Origin of the sequence: Candidatus Poriferisodalis sp. (assembly GCF_965208895.1) — a bacterium.
Classification (GTDB): Bacteria; Actinomycetota; Acidimicrobiia; order Acidimicrobiales; family Poriferisodalaceae; genus Poriferisodalis.
In genome coordinates, this window is the sequence record NZ_OZ242363.1 from 2,378,551 (window position 1) to 2,394,434 (window position 15,884).

The 15,884-nt window shown below is 69.2% G+C and carries 16 protein-coding genes; 5 read left to right on the forward strand and 11 right to left on the reverse strand.

The window, feature by feature from the left end; all coding sequences use genetic code 11:
* Positions 1-66: 66 nt before the first annotated feature.
* Positions 67-447, reverse strand: a complete 381-nt coding sequence (locus ACOGJB_RS10710; RefSeq protein ID WP_419837131.1) for a hypothetical protein — start codon at positions 445-447, stop codon at positions 67-69.
* Between the two features lie 205 nt (positions 448-652).
* Here ACOGJB_RS10710 and ACOGJB_RS10715 point away from each other — a divergent pair, with 205 nt between their 5' ends.
* Positions 653-1,021 carry a hypothetical protein gene (locus ACOGJB_RS10715; RefSeq protein WP_419837132.1) on the forward strand — a complete coding sequence of 123 codons (369 nt, stop codon included), beginning with the start codon at positions 653-655 and terminating at the stop codon, positions 1,019-1,021.
* Positions 1,022-1,085: 64 nt separating this feature from the next.
* Here ACOGJB_RS10715 and ACOGJB_RS10720 read toward each other — a convergent pair whose 3' ends face one another.
* The gene (locus tag ACOGJB_RS10720) at positions 1,086-2,390 is read right to left on the reverse strand and encodes a PDZ domain-containing protein (RefSeq protein WP_419837133.1); all 1,305 of its coding nucleotides are present in this window, start codon (positions 2,388-2,390) and stop codon (positions 1,086-1,088) included.
* 140 nt (positions 2,391-2,530) lie between these two features.
* On the opposite strand from ACOGJB_RS10720, the gene ACOGJB_RS10725 reads away from it, so the two are divergent.
* From ACOGJB_RS10725 to ACOGJB_RS10735, 3 genes are all read left to right on the forward strand, one after another.
* The gene (locus tag ACOGJB_RS10725; protein WP_419837134.1) at positions 2,531-2,695 is read left to right on the forward strand and encodes a hypothetical protein; all 165 of its coding nucleotides are present in this window, start codon (positions 2,531-2,533) and stop codon (positions 2,693-2,695) included.
* A 181-nt stretch (positions 2,696-2,876) separates the two neighbouring features.
* Complete coding sequence (locus tag ACOGJB_RS10730) at positions 2,877-3,620, forward strand: hypothetical protein (RefSeq protein ID WP_419837135.1); 744 nt, start codon at positions 2,877-2,879, stop codon at positions 3,618-3,620.
* Positions 3,621-3,700: 80 nt separating this feature from the next.
* Positions 3,701-5,293 carry a DUF222 domain-containing protein gene (locus ACOGJB_RS10735; protein ID WP_419837136.1) on the forward strand — a complete coding sequence of 531 codons (1,593 nt, stop codon included), beginning with the start codon at positions 3,701-3,703 and terminating at the stop codon, positions 5,291-5,293.
* A 111-nt stretch (positions 5,294-5,404) separates the two neighbouring features.
* Here ACOGJB_RS10735 and ACOGJB_RS10740 read toward each other — a convergent pair whose 3' ends face one another.
* The 5 genes from ACOGJB_RS10740 to ACOGJB_RS10760 all read right to left on the reverse strand — a co-directional run bounded on the left by ACOGJB_RS10740 (position 5,405) and on the right by ACOGJB_RS10760 (position 10,156).
* On the reverse strand, positions 5,405-6,922 hold the full coding sequence (locus ACOGJB_RS10740) for a hypothetical protein (RefSeq protein WP_419837137.1): 1,518 nt from the start codon (positions 6,920-6,922) through the stop codon (positions 5,405-5,407).
* A 142-nt stretch (positions 6,923-7,064) separates the two neighbouring features.
* Positions 7,065-8,159, reverse strand: coding sequence for a rod shape-determining protein (locus ACOGJB_RS10745; RefSeq protein ID WP_419837138.1), 1,095 nt, complete (start codon positions 8,157-8,159; stop codon positions 7,065-7,067).
* Positions 8,059-8,745, reverse strand: a complete 687-nt coding sequence (locus tag ACOGJB_RS10750; RefSeq protein WP_419837139.1) for a hypothetical protein — start codon at positions 8,743-8,745, stop codon at positions 8,059-8,061. The genes ACOGJB_RS10745 and ACOGJB_RS10750 overlap by 101 nt, the downstream gene beginning before the upstream one ends.
* A complete protein-coding gene (locus tag ACOGJB_RS10755; RefSeq protein WP_419837140.1) occupies positions 8,742-9,212 on the reverse strand; it encodes a molybdenum cofactor biosynthesis protein MoaE in 471 nt (156 codons plus the stop codon). Before ACOGJB_RS10755 ends, ACOGJB_RS10750 begins: the two co-directional genes overlap by 4 nt.
* Positions 9,209-10,156 carry an NAD-dependent epimerase/dehydratase family protein gene (locus ACOGJB_RS10760; protein ID WP_419837141.1) on the reverse strand — a complete coding sequence of 316 codons (948 nt, stop codon included), beginning with the start codon at positions 10,154-10,156 and terminating at the stop codon, positions 9,209-9,211. Before ACOGJB_RS10760 ends, ACOGJB_RS10755 begins: the two co-directional genes overlap by 4 nt.
* Before the next feature lie 63 nt (positions 10,157-10,219).
* Here ACOGJB_RS10760 and ACOGJB_RS10765 point away from each other — a divergent pair, with 63 nt between their 5' ends.
* Positions 10,220-11,341: a zinc-dependent metalloprotease gene (locus ACOGJB_RS10765; protein WP_419837142.1), complete on the forward strand. Its 1,122-nt coding sequence runs from the start codon at positions 10,220-10,222 to the stop codon at positions 11,339-11,341.
* Here the strand turns inward: ACOGJB_RS10765 and ACOGJB_RS10770 are convergent.
* The 4 genes from ACOGJB_RS10770 to phoU form a co-directional block, all read right to left on the reverse strand.
* Positions 11,338-12,840, reverse strand: a complete 1,503-nt coding sequence (locus ACOGJB_RS10770) for an MFS transporter (RefSeq protein WP_419837143.1) — start codon at positions 12,838-12,840, stop codon at positions 11,338-11,340. The genes ACOGJB_RS10765 and ACOGJB_RS10770 overlap by 4 nt on opposite strands.
* Before the next feature lie 122 nt (positions 12,841-12,962).
* On the reverse strand, positions 12,963-13,667 hold the full coding sequence (locus tag ACOGJB_RS10775; RefSeq protein WP_419837144.1) for a response regulator: 705 nt from the start codon (positions 13,665-13,667) through the stop codon (positions 12,963-12,965).
* A complete protein-coding gene (locus ACOGJB_RS10780) occupies positions 13,664-15,169 on the reverse strand; it encodes a sensor histidine kinase (protein WP_419837145.1) in 1,506 nt (501 codons plus the stop codon). The genes ACOGJB_RS10775 and ACOGJB_RS10780 overlap by 4 nt, the downstream gene beginning before the upstream one ends.
* Positions 15,166-15,873, reverse strand: coding sequence for a phosphate signaling complex protein PhoU (gene phoU / locus ACOGJB_RS10785; protein ID WP_419837146.1), 708 nt, complete (start codon positions 15,871-15,873; stop codon positions 15,166-15,168). The genes ACOGJB_RS10780 and phoU overlap by 4 nt, the downstream gene beginning before the upstream one ends.
* Positions 15,874-15,884 lie beyond the last annotated feature (11 nt).

The following is a 15,884-nucleotide window of genomic DNA, read 5'->3' on the forward strand; positions in this document are numbered from 1 at the left end:
GGGCGACACCTCAAGCGGCGCCCGACAGTTCGCTGTCGGCTCTCGAAACGACTCAGTCGGCCGCCCTCAGCCGCGCAGCCACTCCAAGATCGCTGCGGCACCCGCGAACAGCACCACAACCTCCACTGGCAGCGCAAGGGCAATCTTCCAGGCTCGCCGGCCGGCGTCCTTGCGATCGGCCTCGCGCTCAGCAGCGCTCTGCTGGAGATCGGCCTCGCGCAACTCGACGAGCCGGTCGAACTTCTCGTCCACCCGCCCGGCAAGCGCGTCGACCTTGCCTTCGACGCGCCCGATATCGGCCTTGACCGCGCGCACATCGTCTTTGACCAGACGCACGTCTTCCTTCACTGCGCGCACATCGTCCTTGGTGGCGAGCTCGGCCGCAGGCACGGGGCTCAAGCGGGACATCACGTACTCCGCGACTGTCGCATCGGCCTGTTCACGCATCCAATCGTAAGCACGGACCCGAACAGCTTCAGACACAGCGGCCTCCTGGACTACGCAGCGAACGAGATCGGATGCGAACGGTAAGCGGGCAAGCGGCGGTGATACAAGCGGCGGCAAGCAGTCAAATGGACTGAAATTCAGTTTGACCTCAGACGGGTGCCTTCTACGGTGTCCGACAGTTCGCTGCCGCCGTCTGGAGACCGCCTTGTCTGAAGAAGATCGATCTCGGCTCTACGCTTGGCTGCGTGAGCAGACCGACGAGCCGCTCGCGGAGTACGTGATGTCGTGCTTGACCCCCGCGCCATTGCCGGACCTGGTCACCAAGCAGCACCTCGAGACAGTGCTCGCGGCGGAGTTCTCTGCGTTTGCGCTGACCATGGCTGCGCAGCGCGAGGCAGACCGCGAAGCAGCAGCTGCGCAACGCGAGGCGGACCACAGGGCAGCGGCCGAACAGCGCGAGGCGGATCGCACGGCGCTGGACCGGCGCCTGCGGTGGATCTCGGTCGCGCTGCCGATTGAGATCGTGGTGGCGCTCTCAGCAGTCGTGGCCATCACCGAGTGGCTGCGCGGCTGACCAGACGGCACACCTCCAGCGACAGCGGCCTTGGGACCGGCTCACTGCACATGAGAGCAGCCGGTCAGGACTGGTGGGCTTCGATGGCGGCGAGGGCGTCTGCGAGGGTCTCGACCCCGACGACGGCGACGGACGGCTCGGCGACGGCGGTCGCTTCGTCGACCTGCGATGCGGGTACCAGGAACAGGTCGGTGCCGGCTCGGACGACGGCGTGCGACTTCTGGGGGACGCCGCCGATGGGGCCGACGGTTCCGTCGTGGTGGATGGTGCCGGTGGCGGCGATGTCCAGATTGCCGGTGAGGGGTTCGGGTGTGAGGGCGTCGATGACCGACAGCGTGAACGCCAGGCCTGCGGAGGGGCCGCCGATGTTCTCGATGTTGAGGGTCACGTCGATGGGGAGCTCTTCGAACTTGACGTGGGTGGTAACGAGGACGCCGAGCAGGGCGACGCCGTCACGGTCGGCCAAAGTGACAGTGACGTCGCGGAGTTGACCGTCGGGGTCGAGGGCGGTGAGCGTGGCTTCGGCGCCCGGTTCGTTGGCCTTGATGGTGTCGGAGAGTTGCTTGGCCGTGGTGATGGCGGTGCCGTCGACCCGTTGGACGATGTCACCGATGTGGAGGGCTTCGTGGGCGGGGGCATCGACCACGATCCGCTCGATGCGGGCGCCGATCGGCGACATGATCTCGTAGCCCAGGTGTTCGAGGGCGACTGCCACGGCGATCTGGGTGGACTGGTCCATCTGGAGGCGGCCGGCCTCACGGTTCTCGGCGACCGTGCGCTCGCCGAGGATGTCTTCGAGGTCGACGACTTCGAGGGCACCATCGAGCCAGCCGCCGATCACCTCGAACAGCGACGGGGCGAAGCTGGTGCGGACGCTGACGAGGGAGATGGATGCCTCGGAGGCGTAGGCGGGGTGGTCCGCGATGTCGACGAAATCCTCGATGTCGGCCGTGGCGCCCGGGGCGATGACTGCTTTGTCGTAGAGCTGGTAGCTGAAGCCGCCGCCGATGAGGACGGTCAGGGCGAGCATGGTGCTGATGAGGCCGATGGCGCCGCGCGAGAACTGCAGGGCGCGCGGGTGGCCTGATGCGGTGGCGTCAGGGTCGTCGTACGGGTCGCCGGGATCGTCGGCAGGGTCGGCGGCGGGATCGGCATAGCCGTCGGCAGAGTCGGCAGCGGCGGGACCGGTCGGACCCGAGTCGGCGGCGGCTGCGCCGGTACGGCCAGCGGCGGCTTCCCTGGCTGCTCGCGGGGTGAAGCCGAGGTCGTCGAGCGATCCTGCGAGGGCGCGCCAGCCGAGATCAGCCTCGTCCTCGGCGGGTCGGTCGTCGGGATCGTCTGGCGGCGGGCGGCCGGACGCATCGGTCACAGGCGCACAGCGTGCCATGCGCCCCACCGCCGCCACGCGCGGTCACACCGCCGGACACACCAGCCACAAAGTCACACCACCTGGCATGGCCCCCGCCGGGGGCACGCGCGGTCGGGTCGCCGATGCGCCATATTGGACGCATGGAGTCGGGGCGCTGGCCGTACAAGCCGACCGCGATCTGGCGCAAGCTGGTTGCGGTGATCGGGTTAGGGGCGTTCACCGTGATCTGCGTGGTGGCGCTCGTGGCGCTGGTGGTGGTCGGCGCCGCGGTGGGGGCGCTGGTGCTCGAAGCGCTCATCGGGTGAGCAGGCAAGACGGCGGGGCCGCTGGGGGCGGTTCTGCTGGCGGCTGGGCTGCTGGCAGCGGTTCGGCTGGCAGCGGTTCGGCTGGCAGCGGTTCGGCTAGCGGCGAGGCTGCTGGCGGCTGGGCTGTCGACGCCGGGTCAGGCCATCGTGAGACGAACTCCGCCGGCGAGGCAGCGCCGCGATGACCCGCGAAGAGGAAGTCACGACGGCGGGCGAGGCCTACGCCCGCAGGCTGGATGCGGTGGTGGCGGGCTATCGCGGCGAGGCAGCGACAGCGGAGATGCTGCTGGACGACGACGATGCGAGTGTGCGGGCGGCAGCACTCGGTGCGCTGGCTCGCTGCGGTGCGCTCGGTGCAGGCCAGATCAGGCGGGCGCTGGTCGACGAGGCTGCAGCGGTGCGATGCCGGGCGGCGGAACTGGCGCCGGCCGAGGTGGAGCTGGTGGGACTGCTGGGCGATCCGGACGCGTCGGTCGTGGAGGCGGTAGCAGCCGCGCTCGGCGAGCGTGACCGGGATCCCGATTCTGTCGGCGAGCTGTGCCGGATCGCCTCGGGCCACGACGATCCGCTGTGCCGCGAGAGCGCCGTCGCTGCGCTCGGCGCGATTGCCGCAGGCTTGGATGCCGGGGCGCATGCGCCTTCCGATGCTGCGGCCATCTCGGAATCGAGGCGGGAAACGCACCACGATGCCGCAGCGGACCCGAAGTTGACCGCGGGCGCGCCGCACGAGGCCGCTCGAGGCATGGCATTCGAGGCGCTGCTCGCTGCTATGGACGACCGGCCCCAGATCCGTCGACGGGCGCTGCTCGGCTTGTTCCAGTTCGACGATGAACGTGCCGCCGCCGCTGTGCAAGCAGCGCTGGAGGATCGTGACCGCCAGGTGCGGGCTGTCGTCGGCGAACTGCTGGGCGTGCCGGTGCGCTGAGCGTGCACTTGCGCTGAATGATCACATTTTTCAACTTATTTCATTTGTTCGTGTGACACCCCGGTCCTACGGTGGTACACATGTCGAGAAGCGGTTCGGGCAGCGCCCCTGAGGCGAGCTGTGTCGTAGGCACCGACGCAGACGCAGCCGCTGAGGCGCTCACCGGTGGCGACACGCCCGACAACGGCGCCATCTCTGCGGCCGGCCCCGAAGCCCTCAACCGTGGCGGCCGCCCCGCAGCTCAGCCGGAGATGCTCGGGTTGCAACGGTTGGACCATCGTGAGCTCGCGGCGCTGTGCCGCGACGAGTTGGTCGACGTGCTCGGCAGCATCGAACGCTTGGCGAACCGGCTGGCGGGCTACCGGGTGGATGTGATGGGGGCGCTCGACGAACTGAGCAGCACCGGCGCCGCGCCCGACGCGACGCCGCATCTGACGCTGCGCGACGCCACCGGCGTGACCGAACGGGAAGCACGCCGGCTGCGACGGATTGCGAGCAAGACCCGCGAGCACGCCGCCGTATTCGACGCATTGTCCGCAGGCGACATCAATGTGGTTCAGGCCGAATCACTGTGCGACGCCCGAGTGCCCGATTCGGTCCGTGCCGACCTCGTCGCCTACGCCGCGGCGCACGACACCGACTCCAGCCGTCGTCACATTCGCGAGGCCGAGACACTGCACAATGTCGAGTCGGCCACCGAGCGGTTCCTGCGTCAGCGCGCCGAGCGGGGTGCGGGGTGGGGCCGCGACCACAACGGAATGCTGCGGCTGTGGGCACGGCTCGATCCTGAAACGGGCGCCGGCGTCGAAGCGGTGCTCGAACCGCTGCGCCGCGCACTGTGGCAGGCCGACAAGCACATCCGCACCGACAGGCGCACGCCCGCCCAACGCGACGCCGACACCCTCGCCTACGCGCTCGCCGGCATCACCCTCACCGAAGACGACGCTCAAGTCATTGACGATCTGGCTGCACGCGCACGGCAGAACGGCGATGTCTCGCCCAGCCGGTCCGGCACTGGCCGCACGGGCCCCGACCACCCGCATTCCAAGCGCACAACACCTCCCCCCACTCTGGGATCCGTCGGCGAGTGTGAGCCCGGGGATGAGTTGGCGCTCAGCAGCAACCCCCAGCCAGGGGAACCGATGCGGAGGCTCGCCCCAGCGCAGATCAACGTGCTCATCGGCCTCGACGCACTGCGAGGCGACACCGACCAAGCGGGTCTCACCGATGCCGGCACCGAGCTCGCGCCCGACACGGTGCGCCGCCTCGCATGCGACAGCGAGATCATCCCCATCATCTTGGGCGGACGTGGCGGACCGGCCGACATCGGCCGAACACGGCGCACCGTGCCCATACGGCTGCGGAGGCTCCTCATCGCACGCGACAAGCACTGCGTATGGCCCGGCTGCCACGCACCGCCTTCACGCTGCGACGCCCACCACCTCATCCATTGGGCCGATGGCGGTCCCACCGACCTCGACAACCTCGCGCTGCTGTGCCACACCCATCACCACCACCTCCACGAGCACGGCTACCGACTCATCCGAGGTCCCGATCGGTGGACCACAGCCCGCTGCACCACCACACCTCCACCTCGCGGCTCACGACGCCCCAGCACCACACGTCGACCCGGCGGCTCACGACGCCCCACCCCACAACCGAGAGCCCCCTGACCTGGGCTTCTGACCGGGGCCCGACCAGAAGCCCGGCGCACACCCCAAACCACAGCCCTGACGCACAGGGCAACATCACGAAAGGAGCACCACCACAGAGCAAGTCATCAATTAGCGCAAGGTGCCGAGTCGGTCTCGCAGTTCCTCGACAAGGTGCGTCACGTCGACGACGAGCACTTGGCGAAGTCCAAGCTCGTCGGCACCGACGTCGCTGCGGCCGTACAGGCGGAGCGTGCGCAGCGGACCGCCGCCGACGGGTTCGGAGATGTCCATGCCGACTCGAGGCACGCCGGGCAACGTGTTGCGATCGGGGTCGACAGGCTCGATCTGTCCGGAGAGTTCGACCAGCCGTTCACGGCTCACGTCCCCGCCGGCGGCGGCCTCTTCCAGCAGGGCGTGCAACCGGAGCTGCGACAGCCATCCCGCCCGTGCCCTCGGGTCGGGCTGAGCCTCTGCCGCGAGGCTCGACCAGTCCGCTGCGAGGGCATCCATCACGGCGGATCGGCCCGCCCGCCAGGGCGGTGCCGGGTCGATGAACAACTCGACGTGCGCGGGCAGCTCGTAGTCGGCCGCCAAGGCAGAGCGACGTACGACGGTCAGATTCGCCGGCAGCCGATCGAGCACGTCGATCGCTGTCGACTCTGCCGTCTCGACCAGCACGTAGCGGCATCGGCGATCGGCGACCGCGTCGGCGATGTCGAATACCGACGCATCCAGATCGAGCACCTCGATCTCGCCCACGTCGAGGTCGAGCGTTGCCGGCACTGTGTCAGGGGCCGCGCCTGCGGCGTAGGCCACTGATGCGACCTGACGGCCGAGGGGCGAGCTGTCCACGATGACGCACCAGGTCGCACCAGGGCCGGTCGCACGGAACCTGTCCAGCAGAGCCGCGGTGGTCAGCTCCACCGGCGCTGCCGATGTGAGCAGCCAGTCCGAGTCCTCGCCCGCGAACGTCGCGACGGCTGGCACCGTGGGCAGTGGCAGGTCGGCGGTCAGTTGGGCCGCGTCGAAGCCGCTGTGCACGTATGCCAGCGCCGCGACGTCCCACTCCTCGAGCGTGATGCGGCCATCGCCACCCTCACGCGCAGCAGCGACGCCAACACCCGACCCAACAACCGCCCCGCCGACATCAGACGCAGCAGTCGCATCCTCGTCCCAGACCGACAGTTCGACCGAGTACAGCTGGGCGATGCCGCCACGGGCGTTGACCCCGGCCCAATAGGCCTGCACGCCGTCGAGCGCCGCTCGATTCGCCTCGGCGGCGGGGCCTGACAGGTCAACCAGCACGCCCAGCGTGAAGACGCCCGCGTCGAAGCCGTCGGCAGGAGGCGGTTGCGGCGGGATCGGCAGCTCGATCGTCGACGGCGACGCCGAGCAGCTCGCCGCCAGCAGCAGCGCTCCCGCCAGCGTCGCCACCCGCACCCCCAGCCGCGTCGCCACCCGCACCCCCAGCCGCGTCGCCACCCGCACCCCCAGCCGCGTCACCACCCGCACGGCCAGCCGCGTCACCACCCGCACGGCCAGCCGCGTCACCACCCGCACCCCCGGTCGTGTCACACCCCGCACGGCCAGCCGCGTCACCACCCGCACGGCCAGCCGCGTCACCACCCGCACCCCCGGTCGTGTCACACCCCGCACGGCCAGCCGCGCCGCCACCCGCACCCCCGGTCGTGTCACACCCCCGCGAAAGAGTGATCCCAAGAACAGTGATCCGGTGAGCGCACCCAACCAGCGTGCCCCGCCGCAGCGGTAGAACGCCGGCAGCCCCGCGCTAGCGGCCGGGGATCGTGTGCGAGGCGTGGAGTGACTCGAAGTTCTCGAGCGCCCGGCCGGCACCGAGCACGACGGTCTCGAGCGGCGACTCCGAGCGCAGCACGGGCACACGTGCCTCCGACGCGATGCGCTGGTCCAGGCCTCGCAGCAGCGAACCGCCGCCGACCATCAGGGCGCCAGTGTGGATGAGGTCCTGCGCCAGTTCGGGCGGCGCCTCGCTCAAGCACTCCAGCACGGCTTCCACCATGAGGTCCACCGTGTCAACCAGCGCGGAGCGCACTTCGGTCGGCGTGATGACAAAGGTGCGGGGCAGCCCCGTCGTCAGGTCACGGCCCTTCACCTCGGCGTCGAACTTGTCATCGATCGGCCATGCCGAGCCGATACTGATCTTCAGTTCTTCGGCCGTGCGTTCACCGATTGCAATGCCGTGCGCACGCCGTGCGTAGTTCATCAGCGCAGAGTCGAAGTCGAACGACCCGACACGAACCGCACGCAGCGACACCAGGCCGCCCAATGACACCATGGCGATCTCGGCGGTGCCGCCGCCGATGTCGATGACAAGCGAGCCGGTCGGCTCGTGGATCGGCAAGCCGGTGCCGATGGCCGCGGCGATCGGCTGCTCGATGAGCCGGACATCGGACGCACCGGCCCGCCGTGCTGCCTCGATCACCGCTCGCCGTTCGACCGGCGTGATGAGCGACGGCACACAGACGGCGACACGGGTCCGGCCGAAGCGGCCCACGCCCACGCCCTGCAGGATGAGCCGGATCATTCGCTGGGTGATGTCGAAGTCGGTGATGGCGCCGTTGCGAAGCGGCCGTGCAGCGATGATGTAGCTGGGCGTGCGCCCGATCATCTGCCAGGCGTCACGCCCGACAGACAGCACGTCGCCAGAACGCTCATTGAGCGCGATGACAGACGGCTCGTTGAACACGATGCCACGCCCCCGCTCGTACACCAGCGTGTTCGCGGTGCCGAGATCGATCGCGAGGTCACGAGCCAGGACGACGCCTCTGGTTGCGAGACACACCTGGCGGCGAGCCGCTGGGCGGTGGGCGCAGGCCGGGTGAGAGACGTTGGCTGTTTTCCTCATCGGTGCCTGCGTGGCCGTGCGGTCGGTGGTCTTCGGCGTCGTGGCGGTGTGCCGCCGACTGCGGTTGCTGAGCTGCGTGGGCCGCTGATTGCAGCCCGTCGGGTCCGTTGCCGATCACGAGCACGTTGGGGGTGTTTGCCGGCGCCGCGGGCCTGGGATTGCTCATGTTGAACGGTGGCAGTTGCGGTACCGAATAGTCGCGCTCGATCAACCGGATGCTGGCTGTGGTCGGCTTTGTCCGATGCCCGCGGGCTGCTGCGGGGGCATCGACCGGCGCCGCTGCGTCGCCTGCTGCGCCGGTTGCTGCGCCCGCTGCTGCGTTGGTTGCTGCGTTGGCACCTGCGTTGATCTCGGCCTCGATGGTGTCGCCTGAGCCCCGGAGCCGGCGCATCGCCCTCGCCAATCCTGGTGTGCCCGGCAGTCGCCCAGACGGCGACCGAGGCGTAAGCGACGCCAACCGGCGCCGGAACGGCTCCGTCTCGTCGTCGGTCACCTTCTTGTTCTTGACGCGAGCGCCCACGCCCAGCACCAGCATCCCCAACAGCGGCACCACGATCGCAATGGCCAAGAACAGCAGCGGGCTCATGACCCGGGCACCTGTGCGATCGGCTGGGACTGCAATCCCCAGTCGGTCCCGGCGTCATGATGCTCTTGCTTCCAGATCGGCACCGTGGCCTTCAACGTATCGATGCCGAAACGGGCAGCTTCGAATGCCACATCACGGTGGGGCGACGAAGCAGCCACCACGACCGAGCTCTCCGTCAGACTCAACGTGCCCACCCGGTGCAGCAGCGCTGCTTTGCGCACGCTCGGCCACCGCCGCCGCATCTCGGCGGCGATGTCCGCGAGCCGCGGCGCCACTTCAGACTCATAGGCCTCATACACCAGTTGTGTCACACCCGTGCGATGCTCAGCGTGATCCCGCACCGTGCCCGAGAACAGCACCACCGCCCCCGCGGCGGGGTCAAGCGCCCAGTCGTAGACGGCGCCGATCGGCAGCTCCTCAGCCGTCAGCTCAACCCAGGTGTCCTGCTCGGACGGCACCGTCATCATCGCAAAGCGTAGGAGCGCCGGAGCCAAGCCGCGGCAGCCCAGCCCCCCACCGCCACTGCGGCCCCCGCACCGACCAACGTGGCGTACTGGCGCTGGCGCGCATTGAGGTCGTCCCAGGGCATCCCGACATCCGCGATCACGAACGCCTGCGCGCTGCTGTAGCGGGGTCCCCAGCCCTCAGACCGCAGACGGTCATTTGCCACCACCCAGCTATAGCGGGTGTAGGGCAGCAGGCCCTCGGGGGCGGAATGACCCACCCGGCGGGCCACATAACGGTCGAGCCGCTTGGGCAGCGGCATCGGCAGCCGGATCTTGGGCCGGGCCCCCAGCAACGCCCGCAGCTCCCCGGGCGACAGCCAGCCATCGGGGGCCACGTTGAACACGCCCGACAGCCGGCGCTGGGTCGCCAGCACGACCGCCGACGCCAAATCGTCCAGATGCAGGAACTGCACCGGCGGATCATCGCTGCCGGTACGGATCGGCGCCGCAGCCAGCATCGCCTCGCCGATCGGCCCGCCCAAGCCGCTCGACACCACCGGCGCCGGCCGCAGGATCGCCGCCGTGCGATCGCCCTGATCACACCACTCCAGCACCATCCGCTCGGCATCGGCATGATGCACCGCCCACGACGCCTCCAGGTTCGGCCGCACCGGCAGATCCTCCGAAATCGGCGTCGGATGATTCGGCCACGCCCCGTACACGCTCGCGCTCGACACCAGCGTCAGATGCCTGACCCCATCCGCCGCGGCCAACACCCGCCGCACCTGATCCGCGTTGTTCCCCGTCAGCCGCAGATGCACCAGCACCTCGGCACCGCCCACGTCGAACTGACTGTCGGCTTCAACCATGCCAACAGCCTCAGCCACCTCGAACGACTGCGCCAGCCACTGCAGCACCCGGGCACCGATCACGCCACCCGCTCCCGACACCGCCACCCGAGTCATGTCTCTACGATGCCCCATCGCAGCGACGTTCCGCGCCGTTTCATCCAGCCGTACGATGCCGGTGTGGCCGACGACGACGATCATCCATTCTCGGGCATCCCGTTCCTCGGCGACATCTCATCCATCTTGGGCGGCAACGCGGAATCCATGTGGGAAGGCGCCCGCCAATCCGCCACCCAGCTCGCCACCGCCGGCAAGCCCGAACACAACGTCGACCCGGTCGAGCGGCATCGCCTCAGCGAGATCAGCCGGGTGGCCGAGTTGCACGTGGGACATGTCACCGGCCTGCAGGTCGAGCCGCACATCACACCGGTCACCCGCTCCGGCTGGGCGACCAGCGCCCTCGAAGCCATCCGCCCCCTCATGGACCGGCTGACCAAGCGTCTGGGCGAGGCGCCGAGTCAAGACCCCGTCGCCGGCCTGCTCGCCATGATGAGCCCCATGACCGTGGCGATGACCGCCGGCATGATGGCCGGCCACCTCGCCGCCAAGGCATTCGGAAATTCCGACCTCATCGTGCCCATGCGACAGGCGCTCATCGTCACCGCCAACATCAGCGACTTCGCCAACGAATGGAGCCTCGACGTCGACGACGTGATGCTGTGGGTCGCCATCCGGGAGCACGCCCTGGGGGCCGTGCTGGCAGTACCGGGCGTGCGGGCACAGCTCGACATGTACCTGCGGGAACATGTCGACGGCTTCCGCCGCCGCGATGACATGGACTTCAGCGAGCTGGAAGTCACCTCGTTCGACAGCAACGAACCGCAACAGTTCCAAGCGCAGCTCCAAGAACAGCTCCAGCGCATCTTCGGCAATCCCGAGCTGCTGCTCGGCGTGGCCCGTGACGACAGGAGCGATCATCTCGAAGCCCTCATCAGCGTCGTCACCGCCTATGTGGACCATGTGGTCGCCCAGGCAGGCCCTCGCCTCATCGGCGGATTCGGCGCGCTCAGCGAAGCCGTCCGCCGCCGCCAGCTGACCGAGGGGAACGTCTACGCCGACCGCCTGCTCGGCGTGCGGCTCAGCAACGACGCACGCGAGCGGGGAGACAGCTTCATCGCCGGGGTGATCGAGCGAGCCGGCCCCGAAGGACTGGCGCGCCTCTTCGAGCCCGGCGCGCTCCCGACGCCCAACGAGCTCGCCGCACCGGGCCTGTGGCTGGCCCGGCTGGACCTGCCGCTCTAGAGCTCGCGGTTGCGGCGGTCCCGCGACCGCACCCGGGTCTGCACGATGCGGGTGCGGACACGGGTGACGATGATCTCTGAAGGAGGTCGGCGGCCACGGGCCAGTGCCCACATGCCGCCCGCGTACAGCAGCACCGCGACCGTGGCGGCAATGCCCAGCAGCATCACCCCGGCCCGCAACGGCAGGATGCCGCTCGGCGCAGCCACCGGCACGAGCGCCCCGATCACCCACATCAGCTGGAAGCGGGTCTCGAAGCGGGCGAACGTCCGCCCCCGCTCCGCCGGCACCTCATCGCGCTGCACGATCGCGTCGAAGCACAGCTTGCCCAGGGCGGACATCAAGCCGATCACCACGGCCAGGAACAGCACCGAGACGCGGTCGGGCGACGTCACCACATAGAAGGACATCGCGGCCGCCGCCAGCAGCGTGCTGGCCAGCAGCATCTCCTCGCGGATGCGACGGCGCAGCACGGGCGCCGACACCGCGCCGATGAGCTGGCCCACGGCGCTGGCGGTGAACATGAAGCCGAACCACAACGGGGCCGCATCGTCGGTCCGCAGCCAGAACGCGATCAGGAACAGCGTGAAGCCGGTCATGGCCCGCACGACGCCCATGGCCGAACCCGCCAGCAGCATCGCGCCCCGCCGCCTCGACGCATGCGCAGGCTGATCGGGCGATCGAGACTGCGGCGGCCCGTGACGCAGGCCCGGCTGGGGGGGCTGGTCGGATTGGGAGGGCTGGCCGAACTGGGGAGGCTGGCCGAACTGGGGAGGCTGGCCGAACTGGGGAGGCTGGCCGGACTGCGGGGGCTGGCCGAACTGGGGAGGCTGGCCGAACTGGGAGGGCTGGCCGAACTGGGAGGGCTGGCCGGACTGGGAGGGCTGGCCGAGCTGGTTCAGCTCATCGCCCCACGGCTCCGCGGCAAGGTCAGACCGCGGCCGCACCGCCGTGCGCGGCAGCCGCGCGGCGGGAAACGTCATCAGCACGAACACCACCGACGCCAGCACCAGCACCCAGCGCGACGACGCCAAGCTCAACAGCACTCCCGGCCCCACAGCCAGCGCACCCCCAAGCCCGCTCAACAGCATCAGCTTCGAATTCGCCTCGACCAGATCGCGCTCCTCGCGCACCAGCCCCGGCACCACCGCGCTCTTGGCCACGTGATACGTCTTGCCCGCCACCAGCGCACCGAACGCCTCGGGAAACAGCAGCAGCGAATCCAGATGGCGCACCATCAGCAGCGCCAAGACCGCCCGAGCAATGCCGGCACCGATGATCATCCCCCGCCGCCCGCCACGGCTGCGATCCACCAGCGGCCCGATCAGCGGCCCGACGACAGCGAACGGCGCCATCGTCACCACCAGGTACAGCGCCACCCTGGGCCGCGCCGCCGCAGGATCCAGGTTGAAAAACAGCGACCCCGCCAGTGCGATCGCGATCAGCGCGTCGCCGGCGGCAGACAGCAGATGCGTGCGAGCAAGCCACGTGAACGGCTGCATCAGCCGACCTGCCGTACCCGCGCGATCACGGCCACCATTGTGGGCCTTCGGTGCTACACGGCCCGGTATGGCAGCGTCAGCCGCCTCAGCCCGACAGCGTCAGCCGCCTCAGCCCGACAGCGTCAGCTCGACTGCTCCGACGCCCTCTCGTAGCGATACCCCAAGCCCCGAATGGTCGTGATGCGCTGCGGGTTCGACGGATCGTCCTCGATCTTGGCCCGCAGCCGCTTCACATGCACATCAATCGTCTTGGTGTCGCCCACGTAGTCGTAGCCCCACACGTTCTGCATGAGGCTGTCACGAGTCACCACCCGCCCGGCATGTGCCAGCAGGTAGGCCAGCAGCTCGAACTCCTTCAGCGCCAAGGTCACCAGCTCGCCCCGCACCCGCAGCTCATGTGAGTCGACGTCGAGCTCCACCTCGCCCTCACGCAGACACGTATCCGCAGGCGGCTCGGTCGGCTGATCGGCCGCACGCCGCAGCACAGCCCGGATGCGCGCCACGAGCTCGTGCAGTCGATACGGCTTCGCGACGTAGTCGTCGGCACCGATCTCGAGGCCCACCACAGCGTCGGTCTCCTCGCCCAAGGCCGTCAGCATGATCAGCGGCACCTTCGAGTTCTTCCGGATCTCCCGGCACACGTCCAAACCCGACATGCCCGGCAGCATCACGTCGAGCAGCACGAGGTCGGGCTCGGCCTCATCGATGGCCTTCAGCGCCGCACGACCGTCAGCAGCCGTGCGCACCTCGAAGCCCCTGCGCCGCAAGCCCACCGACAGGGCTTCGGTGAAGGACGGCTCGTCGTCGACTACCAGTACCGATGTCATGTGCTCGCCCTGTCTGTAGAAGCGGGGCCGGGCGACCCTGGGCTGGGCGAAGCCGGGAATCTGAGCGCGAATGTGGTGCCGACGCCCTCGCGAGTGTGCAGCGTCACCTCGCCGCCGTGATTCATCACCACATGTCTCACAATGCTGAGGCCCAAGCCGGTGCCCCCGGTGGCGCGGGCACGAGCCTTGTCAACCCGATAGAAGCGCTCGAACACCCGCTCGGTCTCATCGGCGGGAATCCCGATGCCCGAATCGGCAACCACGATGTCCACCCACGCCGACCCATTCGGCGCCTCGCCGGCTTCGGACAGCTCAGATGGCGGCCCGTCGAAGAGCCCAGACGACGACTCGTCAATCAGCCCAGGCGACGGCCCATCGAACAGCCCATCCGCACCCGGCGCACCCGGCGGCGCCGGCGACTCAGCAGGCCCGATCCGGGTCACCGCCGCATCCGCATCGGCCAGCAGCTCGGTCGGCGGCCGATCGTCATGCGAGCTCGGCGCGACGGACAGGTGAACCTCGGACCCCGGATCGCTGTACTTGATGGCGTTGTCCACCAGGTTCCCCACGGCCCGCAGCAACTGCCCCCGATCGGCCTGCAACACGATCTGGGCCGACGCCTCATCGGGACCGGGCCGCACCAGCGACACATCATGCTTGCGAGCATGCTCGGAATACTGCTGGGCGACCTCGCACAGCAGCGGCACCACCGCCACCTCTTCCTGCCGCATCGAACCCTCGAGCTCCACCCGGCTCAGCTCCAGCAAGTCGTTGATGATGTGGCGCACCCGCTCGGCCTCAGCACCGATCCGGTCGACCAGCCGAGTGCGCACCGCCGCATCGTCCTCCTCGGCCAGCGTCTCGGACAGCAGCGCAATGGCACCCACCGGCGTCCGCAGCTCATGGCTCAAGTTGGCCACGAAGTCGCGGCGCACCTCGTCGACCCGCGCACCATCGGTCCGGTCCGCCATCACCGCCACCGCACCCAGCGCATGTCTGTCGCTCGCCACCGGATGCGCGCCGATCTCGATCACCTGCGGCGGCGGCCCCGTCAGCTTCACCGTGCGGGAGCGAGCCTGCCCCTCCCGGGCCGACTCGAGCAGCTGGGTCACCCCCGCACCCACCAGCGCCATCGCATCCCGAGCCGACATCATCTCGTCCGCCAGCGCATTGCTGGCACACACGGTGCCGTCCTCGTCCACCAGCACCACGCCGACCGCCAGCTCGTTCATCGCGAGCTGCCAGCGAGCCCGGTCCCGCTCCGCCAGATTGACCGTCATGGCGGCCGTCGTCGCAATCGACTCCAGGTACGTGATCCACTCGTCCAAGCTGTTGTGATCGAGGCGCGCCTCGCCGGGGCGCGGCTCGTCAGTCTCGCCAGCGAAGCGGTGCACCACCCGGCCCAACCGCTCCGAAGCCGACGTGCGCGCCCGCACCAACACCAGCAGGGCAACCAGCGCTGCTGCCAGCGCGGCCGACACCGCCACCAGCGCCGCAATCACATCTCGTCCTGCTCCCGCCGGGCACGAGCCCGGTTGGCCCCCATGTGCTCAGGCAACTGGCCCGTCACCAGGAACTCGACCCGCTGCGCAATGTTCACCGCATGATCGCCGATGCGCTCATAGAACCGGCCCACCACAGCCAGCTGCACGGCCTGGGGGGTATCGAGATGCCCCGCGTTCTGCGAAGCGAACACCGCATCGAGGTACTGCCCGTGAAGGTCGTCGAGCACGTCGTCGATCTCGTCGAGCACCGCCGCCAGCCCCGCATCACGATCGGCGTAAGCGTCCATGGCCATGGCCGTGAGCCGCACCGCCTGCTCACGCATGCGGTCAAGCAGGCCACGCACCCGGGGCTCCAGCTCAGCGCCGAGCAGGCGCACGACGGCCTTCGCGATGTTGGTGACCAGGTCGCCGCTGCGCTCGATCTCAGAGATCATCCGCAGGTCGGTCAGGATGGCACGCAAATCGACCGCCACCGGCTGTTGCAGCGCCAACAGCTGCACGCACTTCTCCTCGGCTTCGATGCTGAGCAGGTCGAGCTCGTCGTCAGCGGTGATGATCTGGTCGGCGCTGGCAATGTCGCCGGCCAGCAGCGCCGCTGTCACCGCCGAGACCCCCTCGGCCACCATGCCGCCCATCTGCACGAGGTCGGCCCGAACCTCGTCCATCAACTGATGGAACTCGGTTCGTACCTCTTCGGTCATATGTGAAGTGT

Bases quoted from the DNA above. Each gene is read 5' to 3' on its own strand.
- ACOGJB_RS10710 (WP_419837131.1), bottom strand. From the start codon at position 447: ATGCGTGAACAGGCCGATGCGACAGTCGCGGAGTACGTGATGTCCCGC.
- ACOGJB_RS10725 (WP_419837134.1), top strand. From the start codon at position 2,531: ATGGAGTCGGGGCGCTGGCCGTACAAGCCGACCGCGATCTGGCGCAAG.
- ACOGJB_RS10730 (WP_419837135.1), top strand. From the start codon at position 2,877: ATGACCCGCGAAGAGGAAGTCACGACGGCGGGCGAGGCCTACGCCCGC.
- ACOGJB_RS10735 (WP_419837136.1), top strand. From the start codon at position 3,701: ATGTCGAGAAGCGGTTCGGGCAGCGCCCCTGAGGCGAGCTGTGTCGTA.
- ACOGJB_RS10745 (WP_419837138.1), bottom strand. From the start codon at position 8,159: ATGAGGAAAACAGCCAACGTCTCTCACCCGGCCTGCGCCCACCGCCCA.
- ACOGJB_RS10750 (WP_419837139.1), bottom strand. From the start codon at position 8,745: ATGAGCCCGCTGCTGTTCTTGGCCATTGCGATCGTGGTGCCGCTGTTG.
- ACOGJB_RS10755 (WP_419837140.1), bottom strand. From the start codon at position 9,212: ATGATGACGGTGCCGTCCGAGCAGGACACCTGGGTTGAGCTGACGGCT.
- ACOGJB_RS10760 (WP_419837141.1), bottom strand. From the start codon at position 10,156: ATGACTCGGGTGGCGGTGTCGGGAGCGGGTGGCGTGATCGGTGCCCGG.
- ACOGJB_RS10770 (WP_419837143.1), bottom strand. From the start codon at position 12,840: ATGCAGCCGTTCACGTGGCTTGCTCGCACGCATCTGCTGTCTGCCGCC.
- ACOGJB_RS10775 (WP_419837144.1), bottom strand. From the start codon at position 13,667: ATGACATCGGTACTGGTAGTCGACGACGAGCCGTCCTTCACCGAAGCC.
- phoU (WP_419837146.1), bottom strand. From the start codon at position 15,873: ATGACCGAAGAGGTACGAACCGAGTTCCATCAGTTGATGGACGAGGTT.